Consider the following 21,194-nt stretch of genomic DNA (forward strand, 5'->3'; position numbering starts at 1 on the left):
AACCCCCGGTAGAGCCAGGTCCGCCCCGGCGCCCGGACCGGATCACGCTCCTGCGTCCCATGCTCGAACTCGCCTTGCTCGGGGACGACGCCCCCGGATCGATCACTCATGTGTCAGTCCTCACAGATACTCGTGCTTCGCTTGCAGGGTGGCTGTCGGTCTTGCGGAACAGGACGGGCCGGACCTGGGTGACGGACCTGTCGTCGAGGTCCTGGCCCGAGGGTGGGAAGGCGGCCTGCCTTGCGCCGGCGGTCCACGCGCCGGGGCAGAGGCAGATGGGGAAGGTCTCACGGTACGGACCGGTCCGCCGGGCATCGGGGGCCGGCCGCATCGCGGTGCGGCGTCGGTTCAGGCGGTGCCGTGGGCGCCCGGTGCTGCGAGGGCTTCGTGGGCGAACTCGGACGTGGTGGTGCCGCCGAGGTCGCCGGTGCGCACCAGGGTCGCGGTCGGCGCTCCGCAGGCGGTCCCGGGCACGTCCGTGCCGATGCCGTTCCCAGGGGTGAGGGTGGTGCGACAGGTGCGGGTCATGACATACATCACACCGTATCCGCCGACATAGTGTCCAAGACCAAGAAGTTGTCCCTCTGATAGTCAATTCTTATCAGCAGTCAGGATGAAGGGCTCAATCGTCGACACGGTCGGCCGCCACGGCCAGGAAGGCCTGGGCCGCCGGACTGATCGGGCCCCGGCGGTGCAGCAGGTCCACGGCCAGTGCCTCGGGCACGTCCAGGTCCCGCACCGACAACCCCGAGGCCTCGGCCGCGGCGCGGAACCCCTCGGCCACCACCGCGATCCCCGCCCCGGCCAGCACCAGCGGCAGCAGGCCCTCGCGGCTCTCGATCTCCACCACCACCCTGCTGCCCTCGGCGCCGGCCAGGACCAGGTCGGCCGCCCGGCGCACGCCGGTGCCGGGCTGCCCCACGATCAGCCGGGCCCCGGCCAGTTCCTCCGGCCGCAGCGGATCCGACCCGGTGGGCATGGCCCCGGGGTCACGGGCGACGCAGAGATAGCGCTGGACCTCCACCGGTCGGACGGTCAGCTCGGCCGGAGGAGCAGCGTGCACGGGACGGGCCATCAAGCCCAGCTCCGCCTCACCGACGCGCAGGGCGGACACGACGTCGTCGCGGTGCGCCGCCGCCCTGACCACGATCTGCACCCCGGGGTAGCGCTGCAGGAAGCGGCCCACCAGGGGGGCCAGCGGACTGGCCGCCTGCGAAGGGGTGGAGCTGATGACCAGCCGACCACTGTGCAGGCCCTCGACGGCGTCCACCATCGACCGGGCCAGTTCCACCCCGTGCATCACTTCCCGTGCGACGGGGATGAGGGCCTCCCCTGCGGCAGTGAGCGCCAGGGAACGGCCGGTCCGGTGGAACAAGGTCGCCCCCAGATCCAGCTCCAGACCCCGGAGGGCCTGGGAGATCGACGGCTGGGCCACGAACAGGGCCTCCGCCGCCCGGTGCACCCCGCCCTTGTCCACCACGGCCAGGAAGTACCGCAGCTGGCGCAGATTCATCCCGTCTCCTTCCGCAGCAGACGTCCCTCGGCACGGCAGCGGACTCCGGGGCGTCGACCGGGCTGAACCAGCGTGCCCGACCGGTGAGAGGGCGACTGCATCGTTGTCGCTCTGCTTGATCGACCGCCCTGATCGAAAGGATAGACAACGGTCCGTGAGGGCGGCGGGAGGCAGGCACCCGGGCACCTGCGGGCAGTCGTCGGCCGAGCCGGCCGCTGGAGCGCCCGGAGGTCTCATCGGCCACCGGGTTCCGCGCCCGCCGACGGATCGACCCGGATGCCGGCGCGCGCCGGGGCTGCATCCCTCGTGATCGGGGGCGAGCTGGATCCGCGAGGTTCTTGAGATGGCTGGAGGCGGAACGGCCCCCCAGCACGTTCCGCCTCCAACACTGTCTCCCCAGGGGGATGAGGGCCGGGCATCGGGTGGACTCCGTTGTCCGGCCGACGCCATGGGCTCCCAGGAAAGCCACCGCGTGACCGCTGGTCCGGTCCCGGTTTCTCCCACTACCGAGGATCGCCAATCCACCCGGTGTCCTGCAAACAGCGCCGACATATGGTGCGGATCACGGGCAACATTGTGGTGCTTCCGTGAATCTAGGAGTGGGCTCCGGCAGCAGCCGGTGGGACCCCGGAGCCCGGTGGATCCGCTCGGGGTGATCGGTGGTCACGGCAGCATTCCGCGCCATGCTTCTGCCACCACCCGTCCTGGTGCAGGCGCGATGGATTCCGTCCCGGATGTCCGGGACGGGAGGTGGCTATCGGGGTGCTGGGCAGGGGTGCCACGGAAGCCCACCGTGTGACCCGAAGTCAACCCTTCCTGGCCGGATCAGTTCTGTGTCGAGCCCAGGGTGGTGGCCGAGGGGACGGAGTGGGTACGTTGCAAATGCAAGCATCCCCGGAGAGAGCGAGAAGCAGATGAGAAGAAGCGCAGCACGTGCAGCACTGATCACCGCCGTCGGATTCTCGGCCCTGACCGTCACCCCGGCCACCGCGGCGGCTCTGCCGTTCCCGAACTGTGACGCAGCCGCGGCCGCCGGCGTCCACAACATTCCCGCCACCAGTCCGGCGTACGCTCCCGCCCTGGACCGCGATGCGGACTCCGTCGGGTGCGAGAGCGACATCTACCCCTACGACGCCGCCAAGGTCGCGGAGATCGTCGCCACGCAGCAGGGGCTGCAGGAACTGCCCCCGGGCACCGGCATCGTCGCCGGCCCCGAGGGCACCGGGCTCGAGGAGGTCCCGCAGATCGAGCAGGTCCCGGTCGGCGGCGCGGACACCGGCGTGGCCGTCGAGCCCGCCGCCGGCGACGGCGCGGCCGCGGTCGCCGGTGGCCTGGTCCTGGTCGCCGCCGGCGGCGCACTCCTGGTGCGGCGGCGCGCCCGGACCGCTTAGCGGCGCCCCGTCGGCCCCGGTGCCCCCCCCCGTGGGGCACCGGGGCCGTCGCGCGGAGTTCCTCAGGGCTGGGGAACGTGCCGGCGGATGACGGGGTGGCCGGATCGCTCAGCGCGGGGGGTGCCGCTGCAGCCACATCCGCACCCTCAGCTCGTCCCAGGACGGGACGTCCACGACCAGCGCGGAGGTCCCGCAGCGGTGGACCGGGACGACGCCGTCGCGGTCTGCGAGCTCCGCGATCAGCCACTCCACCAGCGCGGAGTGCTGCTCGGCGAGGTCGGCGCGCAGACCGACGTCGAAGCAGTCCACCTCGGCGACCACCGTCACCAGCGGTTCCTCGGTGGCGGCCGCCTCCGGACCCTCACCACGCAGCGCGCTGATCGTGCGTTCCACGTGCGCGCGCATCTCCGACCCGCTCATCGGGTCGCGGCCGTGGGCGGTCTGGTAGGCGCTGCAGATCGGCAGGCCGGGGAGGAGGACCTGGTCCTCGTCCAGCGCCTCGGCGGCCTGCTCCGTATCCATCCACTCGTACAGCAGGTCCCCCATGGGCGTGACTCTAGGGCCGTTGCCCGACGGCGTCGCGGCCGGCGGAGGGGCTCGGTCCAGCGCGGGCGGCCGGGCCGATGGACCGGCGCGCGGTCCCATGGTCTCCCGGTGCCGTCGGTCTCCCGGTGCTCCGACAGTCTCCGGATGGGCCGACACCGCCGGCCACCGGCTCAGCCCAGCGTGTCGATCTCCACGGCGAAGGCCATCGCGGCCCGGTCGTGCGTCACTCCGTCCAGGGATGCGAGATCGGACCCGCGCAGGTTGCCGAGGACCTGGCCGGTGGTGCGGTCGTCCAGCAGCGGCCCGCCCGTGCCCAGGGGGCGACCGGCGCCGTCGGTGATCTCGGCCAGGTAGAGCCCGTCCTCGACGTCGTCGCAGACGAACAGCACCCGGGCGGCGTCCGGGTGCCGGATGCGAACCCGGAGCACCAGCTCCTCCAGGGCAGCGATGGTGAGCTCGTGGCGGGCGAGCTGGAAGTTGCGCCGGGCGGTCTCGAACCGCGGTGTCGAGGTGGTCGGTCCTTGCAGGTCCGGGGGAGAGGCTGCAGAAATCCTCATGATTTCGACGATACCGCCGGGGGCCGACAGATCCATCTCGAGCCGGCCGGTCGGAGCACGGCACCTCGGGCCGGCGTCGTCCGGGGAGGCCGGGTTCAGCGCGCCACGGCGTTCAGGGTGCCGTCACCGTCAGCACTCCACGACGTTGACGGCCAGCCCGCCCAGGGCCGTCTCCTTGTACTTGTGGCTCATGTCCCTGCCGGTCTCGCGCATGGTCACGATGACCTCGTCGAGGCTGACCCGGTGCGTGCCGTCCCCCCACATGGCCATCTTGGCGGCGTTGATGGCCTTGGCCGCGGCGATCGCGTTGCGCTCGATGCACGGGATCTGCACCAGGCCCCCGATCGGGTCACAGGTCAGTCCGAGGTTGTGCTCCATGGCGATCTCCGCGGCGTTCTCCACCTGGGCGGGGGTTCCGCCGAGGATCTGCGCGAGTCCGGCCGCGGCCATCGAGGAGGCGGAACCGACCTCGCCCTGGCAGCCGACCTCGGCCCCGGAGATCGACGCCTGCTCCTTGTACAGCACTCCGACCGCCCCGGCCGTGAGCAGGAAGCGGACCACGATGTCCCGCCTGACCGCATCGAGGGCCTCCGGGCCCTGCCCGGCCGCGGCGCGGGCGGCGGGGGAGTAGTGGGTGGCGTAGAACAGCACCGCCGGGACGATGCCGGCGGCCCCGTTGGTGGGGGCGGTGACCACGCGGCCGCCGGAGGCGTTCTCCTCGTTGACCGCCAGGGCCACGAGGTTCACCCACTCCGGCCAGAAGCCCGGGTCCCGGTCCGGGTCCTCCGTGCGCAGGCGCCGGTGCCAGTCCGGGGCGCGGCGGGCGACGTTCAGCCCGCCTGGCAGCGGGCCGGTGCGCCGCAGGCTGGAGTCCTTGCACTCCTCCATGACCTCCCAGATGTGCAGCAGCTGCTGCCGGATCTCGTCCTCGCCGCGCCAGGTCCGCTCGTCGGCGAGCATCACCTCGTCGATGCTTAGCCCCGTGGTGCGGCAGTGCGCGAGCAGCTGCTCGGCGGTGCGGAAGGGATAGGGCACCTGGGCGGTGGCCGCGGCCAGCTCGGCCGCGGCGGTGTCCTCCTCGCCGTCACGGACGATGAATCCGCCGCCCACGGAGAACCAGGTCTGCGCGGTCAGCACGCCCCCGGCGGCGTCGAGGGCCTGGAAGCGCATGCCGTTGGTGTGCCGGGCCAGCACGGTCAGCGGGTGCTGCACCATGTCCGCGACGGTGTAGAGGATGTCCTTGCGGTGTCCCAGGGCCTCGCCCAGCCGCAGCGTGCCGGTGGCGGCGATGTCGGCCAGCCGGTCCTCGACCTGGTCGGGACGGACCAGTTCCGGGTCGTGGCCCTCCAGGCCCAGCAGGATCGCGGTGAACGTGCCGTGACCGCGGCCGGTGGCGGACAACGATCCGTAGACGTCCACGCGCAGGTCCGCGGTGGACTCCAGGAAGTCCTCCTCGGCCAGGGACTGTGCGAAGCGCAGGGCGGCGCGCATGGGGCCGACGGTGTGGGAGCTCGACGGGCCGATGCCCACGGTGAACAGGTCGAAGACGCTGATGGCCATGATGACGCTCCAATGCATGGTGGTGCCCCGGCAGCGGGGCAGGTGATGTGGGGGGACGACGCGCGGCCCGGGTCGGACGGGTCTCTCGGGACCGGCGGCAGCGGATCCGGGCAGCACCGGACACTCCGGCCCGGCCGGCCCGGAGCCGTGAACCGGGGCACGTCCCGGGGACCGGATCCGGGGCACGGGGCCCCCGGGGCGGCGTGCGCGTCGTGCAGGCCGGTGTGCTCACCGAGTGGCGCCGCAGTGGCCGGGCGAGCCGGGACGGTCGTCATCGAGGAACTCCAGGTTCTGCGCGGTCCACCCGCGCGGTCTGTGGGTTCCTCCCCGATCTGTTGCACGACCTGAGAGTTTCCGCCGCACCCGGACGGGGTGGGGCTTGCTCCTTCGGCGAGCGCAGAAGACACCGCGCTACTTTCCAGATGTGCCTCGGTGCGACGGTACATGGGCCTGAGAGTTTCCCGGGGAGGAATTGCTCCTACGGCGCCCGATCGGTCTGGCTGACGGGACTCTCCCGACGCACCTCGACGGCTGCAGTTCTGTGACTACCACCACAGCCTAGTGACGCTGATCGGGGAAAGCAACGATCTCCCCGTCCTCCCGCTTGAGGCCGGGCGGGGCGACCTCCGCCGGCCGGACGAGGAGCTGGTGGCGGGCCAGCTCGCGGTAGAGAGCCGAGCTGCGCAGGAGCTCGTCGTGGGTGCCTGCGGCGGTCAGGCGGCCGTGGTCGAGCACGACGATCTGGTCGGCCCCGGCGACGGTGGACAGGCGATGGGCCACGATGAGGACCGTGCGCCCGGCCGCCGCGGAGCGGATGGCGGCGTGGAGGGCCTGCTCGTTGCGGGAGTCCAGGCTGGCGGTGGGCTCGTCGAGCAGCAGCAGGGGGGTGTCCGCGAGCAGGGCGCGGGCGATGGCCAGGCGCTGGCGCTCGCCGCCCGAGAGACCTGCGCCGTCGTCCCCGACGGCGGCGTCCAGCCCGTCGGGGTGCTCCTGCAGGCGCTCCAGCAGGTTGACGGCGTCCAGCACCGTCCGGCACGAGTCCTCGTCGGCCTCGGGCGCGGCGAGCAGGAGGTTCTCCCGGATGGTTCCGGCGAGCACGGGGGCGTTCTGCTCGACGAAGCCGATCCGGGCCCGCAGGCCGGTGCGGGACAGGGCGCGCACGTCGGTGCCGTCGAGCCGGATCGATCCGTGCTCGGGGTCGTAGAAGCGCTCGACCAGGGCGAGCAGGGTGGACTTCCCGGCCCCCGACGGTCCGACGATCGCGGTGGTCGACCCGGCCGGGACCGTGAAGCTGACGTGGTCCAGCACGGGGCGGCCCGGCCGGTACGAGAAGGCGACCTCGTCGAAGGTCAGCTCGCCGGGACGTTCCCCGACCTCTGCTCCGCGCGTGACGGTCCCGGTCCGCGGTGTGGCGTCCGCCCGGTCGGAGACCTCGTCGTCCGTGTCCTCGCGGGGAAGCTCCAGGATCTCCTGGATGCGGCCCAGGGCACCCAGGGCGGTGCGCACGGTCGTGATGGCGGAGAAGAACTGGCCCAGGGGCATGACCATCATGAACAGGAAGAGGATGAAGGTCACCAGGTCGGCGACCGCCAGGACACCGGATGCCACACGGTAGCCACCCACGCCGAGGACGGCGAGGAAGGACCCCTGGACGGCGAGCCCGCTGATCGGCCAGAGCACCGCGCCGACACCGGCGACCCGGACCCCGAAGTCGTAGGCCGACGACGCCTCGGCCTCCAGCCGGGCCACCTCCCGGTCGGTGGCCCCGCTGGCGCGGATGGTGCGCACCGCCGAGACGGCGCGTTCGACGCCGGCGGCGAGCCGGCCCACGGCGTCCTGGGCCGACCGGGTGAGGGACTGGATCCGTGCCGAGGCGACCACCACGGCCAGCACGGCCACGACGACGACGCCGAGCGTGATGCCGAGCAGGAGCGCGTCCAGCAGCGCCATGCCGACCACCGCGCCGGCAAAGACCAGCGACCCGCCCAGGGCGTCCACGAGCCCACCGGTCAGCGCGGCCCGGACCATGGTGGTGTCTGCGCCGACCCGGGAGACCAGGTCCCCGGTCCGGCGGATGTCGTGCTCGCGCACGGTCAGGCGCAGCAGGTGGTCCACCAGCCGCCGGCGGGCCGAGAGCACCACGCCCTCGGCCGTGCGTTCGAGCAGATACTGCTGCACCGCGCCCACCAGGCCGGCACCGAGCACCAGCAGCACCAGCACGGTCACCAGCGGCGCCACCGGCCGGCCGGTGCCGATGGAGTCGATGATCCGGTGGACGGTCACCGGCTGCGCCAGGCTCAGCCCGGCTCCCAGCACGGACAGGACGAGCACCACGCCCAGCACGCCACGGTGCTCCGCGAGGTAGCCCGTCAGGTCCCGCAGACGGCCCCGGGGCACCTGCGCGTCCTCGGCCGTCGTGATTTCACCCATCGTCGGAACCCCCTGGCTGTCAACATGTGGTGACACCGGTGCTCCTGTCAATGCCTGATGGCAGGGTCCGGCCTCCCCGAGGGCACCAGCACGATCGGGAGGGCCCCGGACTCAGTCGCCGACGGCGTCGCGGCCGCGGGCCACGATCGAGGGGTCGGGGGGATGCACCACCGCGGGGTCCTTGTCCTCGTAGTCGAACTGGTCCAGGAAGAAGCGCATGGCGTTGAGCCGGGCGCGCTTTTTGTCGTTGGAGCGCACGGTGATCCACGGGGCGTGGTCGGTGTCGGTGCGCAGGAACATCTCCTCCTTGGCCTCGGTGTAGTCCTCCCACCGGTCCAGGGAGGCGAGGTCCATCGGGGAGAGCTTCCAGCGGCGCACCGGGTCGATCTGGCGGATCGCGAAGCGGGTGCGCTGCTCGTGCTGGGTGACGGAGAACCAGAACTTGGTCAGGTGGATCCCCGACTCCACCAGCATCTTCTCGAACACCGGGGTCTGCGCCATGAACGTGGCGTACTCCTGCGGCGTGCAGAAACCCATCACGGGCTCGACGACCGCCCGGTTGTACCAGGAGCGGTCGAAGAGCACGATCTCCCCGGCGGTGGGCAGGTGGCCGATGTAGCGCTGGAAGTACCACTGCCCGGCCTCCCGGTCGGAGGGTCTACCCAGCGCCACGACCCGGGCGGCCCGCGGATTCAGGTACTCGGTGAAGCGCTTGATCGTCCCGCCCTTGCCCGCCGCGTCCCGGCCCTCGAAGACCACCACGTGCTTGAGGTCGTGGTCCTGGCCCCAGTACTGGAACTTCAGCAGCTCGATCTGCAGCTGGTACTTCTCCAGCTCGTACTCCTCCCGGGACATCAGCTCGTCGTAGGGGTAGTCCTCCTGCCAGGTCTCCACCGCGGACCCGCCCGGATCGATGAGATGGGGGTCCTCCTCGTGCCCGTGCGGGACGGTGTAGCCCATCTCGGTGAGGTGGTCGATGAACTCCCGCAGGTTCTCCCGCACCGCCCACTGCTCGGCGGGCATCCACTGTCGTCTTCCGTCAGGCATCGACCGCTCCCTCGTCTGCTGGGCCTCCTGCCGCGCAGTGTAGGTCAGTCCGGTGGCCGGACGGTGAACATCGCTCGGAGCGGCCCACGCAGGACTGCCGGTGGCCGGACGGTGAACATCGCTCGGAGCGGCCCACGCAGGACTGCCGGCGGCCGGCTCAGGCCCGCAGGTCCGCACACAGGGCCCGGACCCGGTGGTCGAGGTCGTCGACGACGGCCCGGACCCGCTCCGGGGCCGCGTCCTGCAGGTCCGCCACGTCCCAGTGCTGGTGGACGGTGTGCTCGTAGACCGCCACGGCGTCCCGGGGCCCGAAGGTGACTACCCAGTCGGCGGCGCGGACCACGTCGTCGGTGAGCGGCTTCGGATACACCTGCCCCACCTCCACCCCGCGGGCGGCCAGCGCCTCCAGGACCACGGCGTCCACCGCGGGCCCGGGCAGGATGCCGGCCGAGCGCACCACGGCGGTGCCGGTGGCGTGGTGGGCGAGCAGGGCCGCGGCGATCTGGGCCAGCCCGGTGTCGTGCCGGCCGACGAACAGCACCTGCGGGATCCCGGAGGCGTCCCGGTCCTTGGCATGGGCCAGGGCGGCCAGCCGGTCGGCGGCGAAGTGCCCGGCTACCGGGGCGAGGTAGGTGCGCACCTTCGCGGTGCGGGCCAGGGTCGCGTAGGACTCGAAGACGACCCGCTCGACCAGCTCCGGGGGGAAGATCCCCGCGTACCGGTCGGCCAGGTGCGCCACGGTGCGCTGCAGCACCCGCGTGTCCAGGTCCTCGGGCTGCTCAATCGGATCCCTCATCACCCCTCCTGACGGGATGCACCCCGCGTGGCATCCGTGTCGAGTCCGCATGTGGTCCCGCTGCTGCCGGGAAGAGCGCTCCACGGCGTCCACGACGGCGCGGTCCCCTCGCCGTGACCAGCGGTTCCACCGAACACTAGGACCCCCGGGCGCCTCCGGAACGAACGCTGGGTGAACACTGGCCGAAGACCCCGTGCCGCCGTGACGGGCATGGTCTCCGCCCGCTGCGGCCTCCGCCGGCGCCGCAGGAGTGGGCGCTCCGGGCGCCGTCGTCGTCGGCACCCGGTGCGCGTCCACGTCACGGCAGGCTCCGTCACCCGTCCCAGCCGAGGGCCCGCACCAGACGGGCCTCCACGTCCGGGGCCAGGGTCTCGCCGTAGGTCGAGGTGACGTGGTCGAGGTCGCGGTAGACCATGATGTTGCCGACCACCCCGGGGAGGTGGTCTCGGTGCACAGCCGGTCGGTGAGGTCGATGCTGTGCAGGTCCTCGTGGCGGGCCGCCACCTCCTCGAGCGGGTTGACCGGCAGCAGCGACTCCGCCCGTGGCGGGTTGCAGCGGTCGTGGTGGGGTCCGTAGGTCTCCACGCACTCGAACATGTCGTGGTCGAAGCGGGGGTTGTCGCGGAAGGCCACGACGGGGATGTCGGCATCGAGGAAGGGGCGGACGCCGGCTTCGTAGCCCTCGACGAGTTCCTCGTGCGGGGCCTCGGCCAGGGACAGGGTGCCGATGGTGAGGATCGCGTCCGGGTCGGCCGCCAGGGCCGCGTCCCGTGCGGCGGCGTTGAACTCGTTGCACTGCTCGTCGGGGTGCTCCGACTCGGCGGTGTAGCGGCAGGCCATGCGCAGATAGGAGATGACCTTCCAGCCCTGGGCGTCGGCGGTGCGGTGGACGGGGGTGCGCAGCTGCTGGGCGTGGGAGTCCCCGATCACCACCACGGTGCGCTCGGGTGCGGTGCCGTCCTCGGGTTCGATGACCCAGCAGTCACCGCGCCCGTCGAGCTGCCCGGGGGTGTCTCCGGGGGAGCAGGGTGCGCCGGTGTCGCCCCACTCGTGCTCGCGGTCGGCGTCGGTGGGGATGATCGGCACGTCCGGGACCTCGGTCACCTCCCCGCGCAGCACCGCGGCCCCGGGGTAGTTCTGCGGGGTGCGTTCCACCCCGGCGGCGGGATCGCGCAGCAACGTGTACTGGTGCGCCCCGGTCAACGGGACCGCGACCAGCAGGTCGGTGGCGATCAGGCGCACCCCGCTGTCGGCGCGAACCCCGGGCAGGGCCCGCCAGCCGGCCAGCAGCAGCGCGGTGACCCGGGTCAAAGCCACCGAGGCGACCAGGATCCCGAGTCCGACCGGTACGGGCACGGTGTCGCGGGTAGAAAGCAGCAGATAGGTGATCAGCAGCGGCCAGTGCCACAGGTAGATGCCGTAGGCGCGGTCGCCGAACCACTGCAGCGGGCGGGCTGCCAGGAGCCGGGTGGCGCCGGCTCGGGCATCGGGGGCCAGTGCGCCGCCGAGCAAGATCGCCGCGGCCCCAGCGGTGGGGGCCAGGGCCACGGTGCCGGGAAAACGGGTCTCGGGGTAGGTGAGGAAGGGGGTGGTGAGGATCGCGGCCAGTCCCACCCAGCCAAGCGCCACCCCGGTCACCTGTGCCAGGGCTCCCCGGTGCCGGGGAAGCGCCCTGGGGGCGCCGGTGGTGGTGAGCACCAGGGCGGCCATCGAGCCCAGGGCGAACTCCCGCAGCCGGGCGAAGGTGCTGAAGTAGGCAGCCTCCGGTGTGCCGGCCGTGCGAGCACCGACCAGGCCAGGGAGCCGGCGAACACGGCCCCGAACACGCCCCAGGCCACCGGGCGGAAGCGCAGGCCGCTCCGCCGGGCTGCGGCGGCGGTGACGGCCAGCAGCAGCGGCCAGATCAGGAAGACCTGGCCCTGCACCGACAGGGACCACATGTGCTGCAGCGGAGTGGTGGCCGCGGAGTTGCCGGCGTAGTAGTCCACGGCCTGTCCGGCCAGCACCCAGTTGACCATGTAGAACAGCGAGCCCCAGGCCTGGGTGAGCAGTTCGTTCCACCGGCTGGGCGGGAAGAACGCCAGCATCGCGCCCAGGAAGGCCAGCAGCATGACTGCCACCGGTCCGATGAGCCGGGCGAAGGTCCGCGCCCAGTAGGCCGGCACCGCCAGGGCACGCCCGGTCTCGATCCGGCGGAGGAAGGAGCCGGTGAGCAGGTACGCGGAGAGGACGAAGAAGACGTCCACCCCGCCGGAGACCTTCTCCGTCCATACGTGGAAGGCCACCACCAGCAGCACCGCCACCCCGCGCAGGCCCTGCAGGTCGGGGCGGTGGACGACCCGTGGGGCCAGGGTGGTCGGGGCAGGGGATGAGGTGGTGGGGGCGGGGGACGTGGTGCTGATCGCGGTCGGAAACGTCATGGGGATCGAACGCCTGTCCGGGTCGGTGCGGATGGAGAGGGGGCGGAACCGGTGCCGGGCCCTCAGGAAGGGTCCGGTGCCGGTTCCGTGGTGCCCTAGTGCCCGCCGTTGTTGAGCATTCCGCCCAGGCGCACCCGCATCCGGCGGCTGGCCTGGTTGAGCCCGACGATCTCCACGTCCTTGCCGTAGTGGGCGTACTTGTCGGTGACCGAGTCCAGGGCCGCGGCGGTGGAGGCGTCCCACAGGTGGGAGTCGGAGAGGTCGATGACCACGTGCTGGGGGTCCCCGGCGTAGTCGAACATCGTGTAGAGGTCGTTGGAGGAGGCGAAGAACAGCTCCCCGCTGATGGTGTACTTGGCGATCTGCTCGCCGAAGTGCTCCTCGAGGGTGCGCTCCACGGAGACCATGTGCGCGACCCGGCGGGCGAAGGCGATCATCGCCACCAGCACCCCGACGATCACCCCGATGGCCAGGTTGTGGGTCCACACGGTGACCACCACGGTGGAGAGCATGACCATGGTCTCCGACCGCGGCATCCTCGCCAGGGTGGTGGGGCGCATCGAGTGCCAGTCGAAGGTGGCCCAGGCGACGAAGATCATCACGGCCACCAGCGCGGCCATCGGGATCAGGGCGACGACCGGGTCCAGGGCCACGGCGAGAACAAGCACCAGCACCCCGGCGCAGAAGGTGGAGATCCGGGTGCGGGCCCCGGAGGCCTTGACGTTGATCATGGTCTGGCCGATCATCGCGTAGCCGCCCATGCCGCCGAAGAAGCCGGTGATGATGTTCGCCCCGCCCTGGCCCCAGGACTCGCGGGTCTTGTTCGAGCGGATGTCGGTGACGTCGTCGACGAGCTCGGCCGTCATCAGCGACTCCAGCAGTCCCACGATCGCCATGGTGAAGGCGTAGGGGGCCAGGATCCGGAAGGTCTCCAGGCTCAGCGGCACGTCCGGGACCAACAGGGTGGGCAGCGCATCGGGCAGCTCGCCCTTGTCCCCGACCGTGGGCACCACCAGGGCGGCGAGGACCGCGATGAGGGTGACCACGACGATGGCCATCAGCGGGGGCGGGACCGCCTGGGTGACCCGCGGCAGCAGGAAGATGATCACCAGCCCCAGGGCGGTGAGCGGGTGCACCAGCCACGGTACCCCGATGAGTTCGGGGATCTGGGAGGTGAAGATCAGGACGGCCAGGGCGTTGACGAAGCCCACCATCACAGACCGCGGAATGAAGCGCATCAGCCGGGCCGCCCAGATCAGACCCAGGATCACCTGGAACACCCCGGCCAGGATCACGGCGGCGATGAAGTAGTCGATGCCGTGGGAGGCCACCAGCGGGGCGATGATCAAGGCGGTGGCCGCGGTGGCCCCGGAGATCATCGCCGGGCGCCCGCCCAGGAAGGAGATGGTCACGGCCATGATCGAGGCGGCGAACAGCCCCACCTGCGGGTCCACCCCGGCGATCAGGGAGAAGGCGATCGCCTCGGGGATCAGCGCCAGGGCCACGACCAGCCCGGCCAGCACCTCGGTCTTGAGCCGGCGCGGTGACCTCAGGGTGCCCAGCACGGCCTGGCGCTGCTCCGGGGACAGCTCGACGTGACCGGGGGACATCTGGTCCTGCTCGGCCTGGGACATGACGGGCAGGGAGCTGGTCCTCGGTTCTCTCTCGGTGCCGGTGCTGGCCATGAAGGGTCTCCCATGCTGCGGTTCCGGGCGCGTGGGCGCCCTCGGTGAGGTCTGTGTCGGAACGGAGGGGGCGCTGTACTGCGCCGGTCGGGACCGGGACCGGATTCCTGCGGGAATCGGTCGCTGCGGCCCATCTCCAACTCTACCCTAACGTGACTGTAGAGTTCTGATGCCGACTCGGGAGATGCCTCACACGAGAGCGGAGCTGCTACGCCGTGCGCCGGGCCCGGGAGAACCGCTCGGCGCACCACCCGGGGCGACCGGCGGCGGACGACGTTCTCCGACGGCCTGCACCGGGGGGACCGGTTCCTCGGCTCCTTCCGACGGCGGTGGTCCGGGTGGGGCGCTCAGTCGAGGGTTCCGCCGATCGGTTCCAGCGTGACCTCGGGGGCGTGGGTGGCCACCCGGCCGAGCTTCCACTTGTCGGTGAACACGGCGATCGGCTCACCGCCGGCCCGCCGGAGCACCTCGGTGCCGGGGATGCGGTTGAGGACCTCGGGGTCCGGGGCGAGCACCCGGCGGGCCAGGGTGTAGGGCAGCGGCTCGAGGCGCACCTGCGCGCCGAACTCCCGGGCCATCCGGTCGGCGACGACCTCGAACTGCATCGGGCCCACGGCCGCCAGCACCGGGGCCTGGTCCCCGCGGGTCTCCGAGCGCAGCACCTGGATCACGCCTTCGTGCTCGAGCTGGACGATCCCGCGGCGGAACTGCTTGGCGCGTCCGGCGTCCACCGCCCGGGCCACCTGGAAGTGCTCGGGGGAGAAGTGCGGGATGGGCGGGAAGACCACCGGTCCGCCCACGTAGACGCTGTCGCCGGCCCGCAGCGCGGAGGCGTTGACCAGCCCCACCACGTCCCCGGGGAAAGCGGTCTCGACGGTCTCGCGGTCCCGGCCGAAGACGTGGTGGGCGTACTTGGTGGCGAAGGGCTTCCCGGTGGCCGCGTGGGTCAGCACCATGCCGCGGTGGAACACCCCGGAGCAGACCCGCAGGAAGGCCACGTGGTCGCGGTGGGCCCGGTCCATCCCGGCCTGCAGCTTGAACACGAACCCGGAGAACGGCGCGCCCACCGGGCGCGGGGCCCCGTCCGCGTCGAGACGCGCGCCGGCCGGGGGTGCGAGGTCGACCAGGACGTCGAGCAGGGTGGCCACCCCGAAGTTCAGGGCCGCGGCGGCGAACAGCACCGGCGTGGCCTGCGCGGCCAGGAACGCCTCGGCGTCGAACTCCCCGTTGCCCTCGGCCACCAGTTCGGCCGTCTCGAGCGCCTCCGTCCACGCCTCGCCCTCGAGCGCGGCGGCCTCCCCGGGGGCGAGGACGTCGGCCTCGGCCACGGCGGCCCCGGCCGACACCCGCCGGTAGCGGGTGTAGGTGCGGGTGCGGGGGTCCAGGGTGCCCCGGAAGTCCCCGGACAGGCCCACCGGCCAGTTGAGGGGCACCGGCACCCGGCCGGTGCGCTGCTGGACCTCGTCGATGAGCTCCAGGGCGTCCTTGCCCGGGCGGTCCCACTTGTTGATCACGGTGATCACCGGCAGGCCCCGCCGTCGGCACACGTCGAAGAGCTTCAGCGTCTGGGTCTCCAGGCCCTTGGCGGCGTCGACGAGCATCACGGCGCAGTCGACGGCGGCCAGCACCCGGTAGGTGTCCTCGGAGAAGTCGGCGTGGCCGGGGGTGTCGAGAAGGTTGAACACGGTGTCCCGGTAGGTGAACTGCAGGGCGGCCGAGCTGATCGAGATGCCCCGTTCCTGCTCCATCTGCATCCAGTCCGAGACCGTGGAACGGCGGTTGGACTTGCCGTGGGTCGCCCCGGCCTCCTCGATGACCTGCGCGTGCAGGGCCAGGGCCTCCGTCAGCGTCGACTTGCCCGCATCCGGGTGCGAGATGACGGCGAAGGTGCGTCGCCGGGACGCCTCGCGCACGACGTTCGCGCCGACGTCCTCCGTCGCCGGGGACGCGGAACCTGCCTCGTGGTGAAAAGCCATCCCTTCAACCTACCGTGACGTGAGAGTCGTCCGGTGCCGTCGTGACCAGCCCGACACCGACGGCGCCCGGCAGCGGCCGACCCGCCGCCCCGGCACAGCAGCGCCCGACCACCGGATCCCGGCGGCACACCCGCCGGGTCGGGGAGGCGCCGGGGCCTCCGGCATCATGGACCCATGGACGACGACGCCACGCAGACCTCGAGGACCGTACGGATCGACGGACGCCGGTTCGCCGGAGTCACCAACTCGGCCGGTGGGGAGGTCGGCTCCGGCACGGTCTTCACCTATCACCAGGAGGGCGGGACCGTCTGGGCGGACTACGGCGGCGGAGCGGTCCGCAAGGGCTTCCTCGTCGGGACGCGGACCGGTGGCACCCTGGACTTCCGCTACTCCCACCTCGGCGTGACCGGCGACACCGCCGGCGGGCGGTGCACCTCGGAGATCGAGGTGCTGGCCGACGGCCGCGTCCGTCTCCACGAGTCGTGGGCCTGGGAGTCCCGGCCCGGGACCGGCACCAGCGTGCTGGAGGAGATCCGGTAGCCCGGGGGGCGTCCGCGGTCCGCCGCCGCCTGGCGTGGTGGCGTGCCGTCGAGCTGCCGACGCGTCCGTGCACTGCTTCAGCACCGAGGACGAGGCCGACCGACCGGTCCGGGCGGTTCGCTGAGCATCGCCCTGGGCGCACCGGCGGGCGGCCGGCCCGGAGACATTGCCGGGGAACCGTCAGGTGATCCGGGTTGTGCCCCGGCGATGCATGTCGTGACAATGAAGCATGACGGTCGCCCTGAGGTCCCTGGAAGTCGCGCTGCCCGGTGTCGCGCTCGCCCAGGACGACGTGCGCGACGTCTTCGCCGCCCAGCCGGGCCTGGGCCGTCTCGGCACACGACTGGTCCCCGCGGCGTTCAACGCCTCCGGGATCGACCGCCGCCACACGGTGCTGGGGGAGTGGGGCCGCGCCGAGCCCGCCGGTGAACCGGTCTTCTTCGACGCGAGGACGCTGCGGATCCTGAACCCCTCCACGGGCATCCGCAACGGGGTCTACGCCCAGGAGGCCACCGGTCTCTTCGTCCGGGCCGCGGCCCGTGCGCTGGCCGCGTGCGAGGGCGTCGAGGCCGCGGACATCACCCACGTCATCACCGTCTCCTGCACCGGGTTCTACGCCCCGGGGCCGGACTACCACGTCGTCCGCGGCCTCGGCCTGGACCCAGCGGTGCAGCGCTACCATCTGGGCTTCATGGGCTGCTACGCCGCCTTCCCGGCCCTGCGCCAGGCCAAGTCGATCTGCGAGGCCACCCCGGAGGCCACCGTCCTGGTGGTGTGCGCCGAACTGTGCACCCTGCACGTGCGCACCTCCGACGACCCGGACACCATCGTCGCCTCCTCCCTGTTCGGCGACGGCGCCGCCGCGGCCGTCGTCACGGGCCGCGAGCTCGACTCGACGCGAGCCGTCCTGCAGCTGGACCACTTCGAGACGGTCCTCACCCCGACCGGGGAGGAGGCGATGGCCTGGAACATCGGGGACAACGGGTTCGAGATGGTCCTGGGCGCCTACGTGCCGCACATCATCGACGGCCACATCGTGGAGGCCCTGGCCCCCCTGCTGGCCCACGACCCGGGCCTCCTGGCCCGGCCGTACTCCGAGATCGAGCACTGGGCCATCCATCCGGGCGGCCGCAGCATCCTCGACAAGGTGGAGGGCAAGCTGGCGCTGCGCCCGGAGCAGCTGGTCCCCTCGCGGGAGACGTTGCGCGACTACGGGAACATGAGCAGCGCCACCGTGCTGTTCGTGCTCAAGCACATCCTCGACGGGCCCTCCGCCGCGTCCGGGGAGAGGATCTGCGGGATGGCCTTCGGCCCGGGGCTGACGGTCGAGTCCGCGCTGATGACCAAGCTCGGCGCCACCGGCGCCCTGGTTCCCGCCGTGGGGGACCGGGCCGCCGTGGGAGACGTGCCGGAGGCGCTGGACACCGGGTCCCGGGCGGGACGGTGATCCTTCCCGACCTGACCCGGCAGGACCGGGACGCCGTCGAGCGGATGGACGCACCCCACTGCGACCTCACGGCGCTGGAGCGCACCTACGCGCACTTCCGGACCGTGAACGCGGTGGTGGCGGGATGGCGTCCCACCTACCGCCGGCACCTCCGGCCCGTCCTGCGCCGGGACCGGGTCACCACCGTGCTCGACATCGGCTCCGGGGGCGGGGACCTCCCCCGGGCCCTGGCCCGGTGGGCGGGCCGCGACGGGTACCGGGTGCAGATCACCGCGGTCGATCCCGACCCTCGGGCACACGGCTGGGCCACCGCCCAGCCCCGCGTGGAGGGGATCACCTTCCGCCGTGCGTTCAGCCACGACCTGGTCGCCGAGGGCCGGACCTTCGACGTGGTGATCTCCAACCACCTGCTCCACCACCTCGACGACGCCGGGCGCCAGGCGCTGCTGGCCGACTCGGAGCGTCTGGCTCGGCACCGGGTCGTGCACAGCGACATCGCGCGCAGCCGGTGGGCGTACTCCTTCTTCGCCGTCGGCACCTGGCCGTTCTTCCGCGGCTCCTTCATCCGCGAGGACGGGCTGACGTCCATCCGCCGCAGCTACACGGCCGAGGAGCTCGCGGCGGCCGTCCCGTCCGGGTGGCGGGTCGAACGGCGCCGGCCCTGGCGTCTGCTCCTGATCCACGAGCCGGGCCGCGCGGGCGCGGAATGAGAGCGGTGCCCAGCGGGGCGCCCGGGCGGGAGTGCGACGTGGTCGTCGTCGGAGGCGGCCCGGTCGGCCTGTTCCTGGGAACGCTGCTGGCGCAGCAGGGCGTGGACGTGGTCGTGCTCGAGCGGCGCACCGGATCCAGCGCCCACTCGCGGGCCATCGGCCTGCACCCGCCGGGGCTGGTCGCACTGCAACGGCTGGGACTCGACGAGGAGATCCTGGCGCAGGGGGTCCCGGTCGAGCGGGGCGTGGGCCGCAGCCGCGGTCGCCACCTGGGTGAGCTCGCCTTCGACAGGGTCCGGCCGGACTTCCCCTTCGTCCTGTCCCTGCCGCAGCACCGCACCGAGGCGGTGCTGGTGCGCAGGCTGGAGGAACTCGCCCCCGGCGCCCTGCGGCGAGGCTGGGACGTGCACGACGTCCAGGACACCGGCGGGAGGGTCGACGTCGTCGCCGCACGCTCGCCCGCCCCGGACGCCACTCCCGGCCCGGCGGAGCGTGCTGTCTGGCGGGGACGGGTGCTGGTGGCCGCCGACGGTGCGCGCAGCGTGGTCCGTGCCCGGTCGGGCATCGGCACCGACCTGAAGCCGTATCCGGACACGTTCCTGATGGGCGACTTCGCCGACACCACCGGGGACGGGAGCACCGCGGCGATCTACCTCGAACCCGGCGGGGTGGTCGAGTCGTTCCCGCTGCCGGGCAGGATGCGCCGCTGGGTCGCCCACACCGGCTCCGTCCCGGCCGCCTCCCGCGCGGAGGACCTCGCCTCGATCGTCGGCGAGCGGACCGGGGAAGTGCTCGATCCCGGCTCCCACACCATGACCAGCGCCTTCACGGTGCGCCGGCAGCTGGCGCGGCGCCTGGTCACCGGCCGCCAGGTGCTGATCGGCGACGCCGCCCACGAGTTCAGCCCCATCGGGGGTCAGGGGATCACCCTGGGATGGCTCGACGCCCTGGCCCTGGCCCCCCTGCTGGAGGACCTGGTGGCCGACGACCCCGGGTGCCCGTTGCCGGCGATCCCCTCGTTCCAGGACTTCCAGCGCGCCCGCCTGCGCTCCGCGCGCCGGGCCGCCCGCGTGGCGGAGCTGAACATGGCCATGGGCCGGCCGGTGTCGGTCGTGGCGGGGCGCGCTCGCGGCATCGCCGTCCGGGGCGCGCTGCGCACCCCGCTGCGCCACCCGCTGGCGCGGGCCTTCACCATGGCCTGGGGGTGAGCCGGTCGGCAACGACGCCGTCTTGTACCGGGTCGGCATGACGCGGACGCCCGAGTACGTTGCGCAGGGCGTCGTGGCACCGTCTCGGCCGCAGGATCTTCGCCGGCGCACCGCCCCGCGCGCACGTCCTGGGCCGGGGGCCGCGCTCGAGATGGTCGGGCAGCGGTGGTCGGCGGGCTCCTCGTTCCCCCACGGGTAGCGCCGGGACCGTCCGGTGGCGGGGTCCCCCGGGCGGCCTTCTCCCACGCGGTTTCGGCGGGCAGACGGCGTCCGGCCCACGGGGCCTAGGCCTCGGCCCCGTCGTAGGGCACGTGCTGCACCGGCTCTCGCCGGGGACGGGCTCGACGACGCCGAAGCGCGTCCGCCACCAGCCGCTGCCCTCGCGCCGCCAGCACCGCGGCGCGCCCAGCTCGCCGCGCTCCACCGGTCGGCCCGCCCGACCGCTCGGTCCCCGGTGCACTCCGGCCCGGTGCGGTCGCCGGGGCCGCCACGAGCTGTGGAACAGCATGGCCGCGAGCGCCGGCTCGCACCACGGGCGGAACGCCGGGGAGCACGGCCCGAGGACGGGAGCGTCATGGACTTTCTCCGAGAGCTCGGGCGGACGGGTCTCCCGTATCCTCGACCTGCAGACGGCTCCCGCACGGGCGCTCCGGACCGACCGAGGCGGCGATGATGCAGGCACAGGACGCAGGGGCCCGGCGCGCCCGTCCCGGCCCGCTCGGGCGACTGCTCCTGCTGCTGCTGTTTCTCGCCCTCGCGTCCGTGGTGGCGTACGTGCTGCCGCTCCCCACCGTGGTCGAGCTGCGGGCGATGCTTGACGATCTCGGCTGGTGGGGAGTCGCCGCCTTCGTCGTGGGCTACGCGGCGCTCACGCTGGCCCCCGTCCCCAAGAGCGTGCTGTCCATCTCGGCCGGTGTCCTGTTCGGGTTCTCGGGGGGTCTGCTGGTCGTGTACGCCGCGGCGATGCTCGGGGCCACGGCGGCCTTCTGGCTCGGCCGCGCGCTGGGCCGGGAGGCCGTCGAAAAGTTCACGGGTACGCGCGTCGGGAGGGTCGACGAGGTGCTGCGCCGGCGGGGCTTCGTGGCCGTCGTCGGGGTGCGGCTCGTGCCGGTGCTGCCCTTCACGGCCATCAACTACTCCGCGGGCCTCACCTCCGTGGGCTGGTGGCCGTACTTCTTCGGCACCATGCTGGGCATCGTCCCGGGGGCGCTGAGCTTCGTGGCCCTGGGCGCGTACGGCCTCGAGCTCGAGTGGCCCGCGCTGGTGGCGGTCGGCGTGCTGGGCGTGCTGACGCTGGCCGGCGCCGTCGTCGCCGTGCGGACCCGGCGGCGCGGAGGCGGCACCGGTGCGTGACGTCCGGCCGCGCCG

The 21,194-nt window shown here is 72.7% G+C and carries 17 protein-coding genes and 1 riboswitch; of the genes, 6 read left to right on the forward strand and 11 right to left on the reverse strand.

The features are described 5' to 3' along the window. Positions 1-348: 348 nt before the first annotated feature. Positions 349-528 carry a hypothetical protein gene (locus RE027_RS13100; protein ID WP_368808718.1) on the reverse strand — a complete coding sequence of 60 codons (180 nt, stop codon included), beginning with the start codon at positions 526-528 and terminating at the stop codon, positions 349-351. Between the two features lie 94 nt (positions 529-622). Next, on the reverse strand, positions 623-1,513 hold the full coding sequence (locus RE027_RS13105; protein ID WP_368808719.1) for a LysR family transcriptional regulator: 891 nt from the start codon (positions 1,511-1,513) through the stop codon (positions 623-625). A gap of 914 nt (positions 1,514-2,427) precedes the next feature. Here RE027_RS13105 and RE027_RS13110 point away from each other — a divergent pair. Further along, positions 2,428-2,904: an excalibur calcium-binding domain-containing protein gene (locus tag RE027_RS13110; protein ID WP_368808720.1), complete on the forward strand. Its 477-nt coding sequence runs from the start codon at positions 2,428-2,430 to the stop codon at positions 2,902-2,904. Positions 2,905-3,012: 108 nt separating this feature from the next. Here the strand turns inward: RE027_RS13110 and RE027_RS13115 are convergent, their stop codons facing one another. From RE027_RS13115 to RE027_RS13155, 9 genes are all read right to left on the reverse strand, one after another. Further along, positions 3,013-3,450: a hypothetical protein gene (locus tag RE027_RS13115; protein WP_368808721.1), complete on the reverse strand. Its 438-nt coding sequence runs from the start codon at positions 3,448-3,450 to the stop codon at positions 3,013-3,015. Positions 3,451-3,620: 170 nt separating this feature from the next. Further along, positions 3,621-4,007, reverse strand: a complete 387-nt coding sequence (locus RE027_RS13120) for a hypothetical protein (RefSeq protein ID WP_368808722.1) — start codon at positions 4,005-4,007, stop codon at positions 3,621-3,623. Between the two features lie 129 nt (positions 4,008-4,136). Further along, the gene (locus RE027_RS13125) at positions 4,137-5,567 is read right to left on the reverse strand and encodes an L-serine ammonia-lyase (protein WP_368808723.1); all 1,431 of its coding nucleotides are present in this window, start codon (positions 5,565-5,567) and stop codon (positions 4,137-4,139) included. Positions 5,568-5,995: 428 nt separating this feature from the next. Further along, positions 5,996-6,094: riboswitch (glycine riboswitch) on the reverse strand. A 31-nt stretch (positions 6,095-6,125) separates the two neighbouring features. Further along, positions 6,126-7,997, reverse strand: coding sequence for an ABC transporter ATP-binding protein (locus tag RE027_RS13130; protein WP_368808724.1), 1,872 nt, complete (start codon positions 7,995-7,997; stop codon positions 6,126-6,128). A 111-nt stretch (positions 7,998-8,108) separates the two neighbouring features. Further along, positions 8,109-9,044 carry a polyphosphate kinase 2 gene (gene ppk2, locus RE027_RS13135; protein ID WP_368808725.1) on the reverse strand — a complete coding sequence of 312 codons (936 nt, stop codon included), beginning with the start codon at positions 9,042-9,044 and terminating at the stop codon, positions 8,109-8,111. A gap of 157 nt (positions 9,045-9,201) precedes the next feature. Next, the gene (locus tag RE027_RS13140; RefSeq protein ID WP_368808726.1) at positions 9,202-11,469 is read right to left on the reverse strand and encodes an SGNH hydrolase domain-containing protein; all 2,268 of its coding nucleotides are present in this window, start codon (positions 11,467-11,469) and stop codon (positions 9,202-9,204) included. Positions 11,470-11,474: 5 nt separating this feature from the next. After that, positions 11,475-12,260, reverse strand: a complete 786-nt coding sequence (locus tag RE027_RS13145; protein ID WP_368808727.1) for an acyltransferase family protein — start codon at positions 12,258-12,260, stop codon at positions 11,475-11,477. Positions 12,261-12,355: 95 nt separating this feature from the next. Beyond that, entirely contained in the window at positions 12,356-13,870 is a 1,515-nt protein-coding gene (locus RE027_RS13150) for a SulP family inorganic anion transporter (protein ID WP_368808792.1), read from the reverse strand. Between the two features lie 422 nt (positions 13,871-14,292). Beyond that, on the reverse strand, positions 14,293-15,921 hold the full coding sequence (locus tag RE027_RS13155; RefSeq protein WP_368808728.1) for a peptide chain release factor 3: 1,629 nt from the start codon (positions 15,919-15,921) through the stop codon (positions 14,293-14,295). A gap of 174 nt (positions 15,922-16,095) precedes the next feature. On the opposite strand from RE027_RS13155, the gene RE027_RS13160 reads away from it, so the two are divergent. The 5 genes from RE027_RS13160 to RE027_RS13180 all read left to right on the forward strand — a co-directional run bounded on the left by RE027_RS13160 (position 16,096) and on the right by RE027_RS13180 (position 21,179). Next, positions 16,096-16,461, forward strand: a complete 366-nt coding sequence (locus RE027_RS13160) for an avidin-fold protein (protein ID WP_368808729.1) — start codon at positions 16,096-16,098, stop codon at positions 16,459-16,461. A gap of 229 nt (positions 16,462-16,690) precedes the next feature. Continuing rightward, the gene (locus RE027_RS13165; RefSeq protein ID WP_368808730.1) at positions 16,691-17,908 is read left to right on the forward strand and encodes a type III polyketide synthase; all 1,218 of its coding nucleotides are present in this window, start codon (positions 16,691-16,693) and stop codon (positions 17,906-17,908) included. Next, positions 17,905-18,618, forward strand: coding sequence for a class I SAM-dependent methyltransferase (locus tag RE027_RS13170; RefSeq protein WP_368808731.1), 714 nt, complete (start codon positions 17,905-17,907; stop codon positions 18,616-18,618). Before RE027_RS13165 ends, RE027_RS13170 begins: the two co-directional genes overlap by 4 nt. 38 nt (positions 18,619-18,656) lie before the next feature. Further along, complete coding sequence (locus tag RE027_RS13175; protein WP_368808732.1) at positions 18,657-19,826, forward strand: FAD-dependent oxidoreductase; 1,170 nt, start codon at positions 18,657-18,659, stop codon at positions 19,824-19,826. A gap of 669 nt (positions 19,827-20,495) precedes the next feature. Further along, complete coding sequence (locus tag RE027_RS13180) at positions 20,496-21,179, forward strand: TVP38/TMEM64 family protein (protein ID WP_368808733.1); 684 nt, start codon at positions 20,496-20,498, stop codon at positions 21,177-21,179. Positions 21,180-21,194: the final 15 nt, after the last annotated feature.

This window comes from Kocuria sabuli (assembly GCF_040981185.1).
In the GTDB taxonomy this organism is placed as follows: Bacteria; Actinomycetota; Actinomycetes; order Actinomycetales; family Micrococcaceae; genus Kocuria; species Kocuria sabuli.

What these genes read in the sequence shown, in the direction of transcription:
- RE027_RS13150 (WP_368808792.1), bottom strand. Translation starts at nt 13,870, where the DNA reads ATGTCCCCCGGTCACGTCGAGCTGTCCCCGGAGCAGCGCCAGGCCGTG.
- RE027_RS13125 (WP_368808723.1), bottom strand. Translation starts at nt 5,567, where the DNA reads ATGGCCATCAGCGTCTTCGACCTGTTCACCGTGGGCATCGGCCCGTCG.
- ppk2 (WP_368808725.1), bottom strand. Translation starts at nt 9,044, where the DNA reads ATGCCTGACGGAAGACGACAGTGGATGCCCGCCGAGCAGTGGGCGGTG.
- RE027_RS13110 (WP_368808720.1), top strand. Translation starts at nt 2,428, where the DNA reads ATGAGAAGAAGCGCAGCACGTGCAGCACTGATCACCGCCGTCGGATTC.
- RE027_RS13100 (WP_368808718.1), bottom strand. Translation starts at nt 528, where the DNA reads ATGACCCGCACCTGTCGCACCACCCTCACCCCTGGGAACGGCATCGGC.
- RE027_RS13145 (WP_368808727.1), bottom strand. Translation starts at nt 12,260, where the DNA reads ATGACGTTTCCGACCGCGATCAGCACCACGTCCCCCGCCCCCACCACC.
- RE027_RS13120 (WP_368808722.1), bottom strand. Translation starts at nt 4,007, where the DNA reads ATGAGGATTTCTGCAGCCTCTCCCCCGGACCTGCAAGGACCGACCACC.
- RE027_RS13130 (WP_368808724.1), bottom strand. Translation starts at nt 7,997, where the DNA reads ATGGGTGAAATCACGACGGCCGAGGACGCGCAGGTGCCCCGGGGCCGT.
- RE027_RS13155 (WP_368808728.1), bottom strand. Translation starts at nt 15,921, where the DNA reads ATGGCTTTTCACCACGAGGCAGGTTCCGCGTCCCCGGCGACGGAGGAC.
- RE027_RS13105 (WP_368808719.1), bottom strand. Translation starts at nt 1,513, where the DNA reads ATGAATCTGCGCCAGCTGCGGTACTTCCTGGCCGTGGTGGACAAGGGC.
- RE027_RS13165 (WP_368808730.1), top strand. Translation starts at nt 16,691, where the DNA reads ATGACGGTCGCCCTGAGGTCCCTGGAAGTCGCGCTGCCCGGTGTCGCG.
- RE027_RS13180 (WP_368808733.1), top strand. Translation starts at nt 20,496, where the DNA reads ATGATGCAGGCACAGGACGCAGGGGCCCGGCGCGCCCGTCCCGGCCCG.
- RE027_RS13115 (WP_368808721.1), bottom strand. Translation starts at nt 3,450, where the DNA reads ATGGGGGACCTGCTGTACGAGTGGATGGATACGGAGCAGGCCGCCGAG.
- RE027_RS13160 (WP_368808729.1), top strand. Translation starts at nt 16,096, where the DNA reads ATGGACGACGACGCCACGCAGACCTCGAGGACCGTACGGATCGACGGA.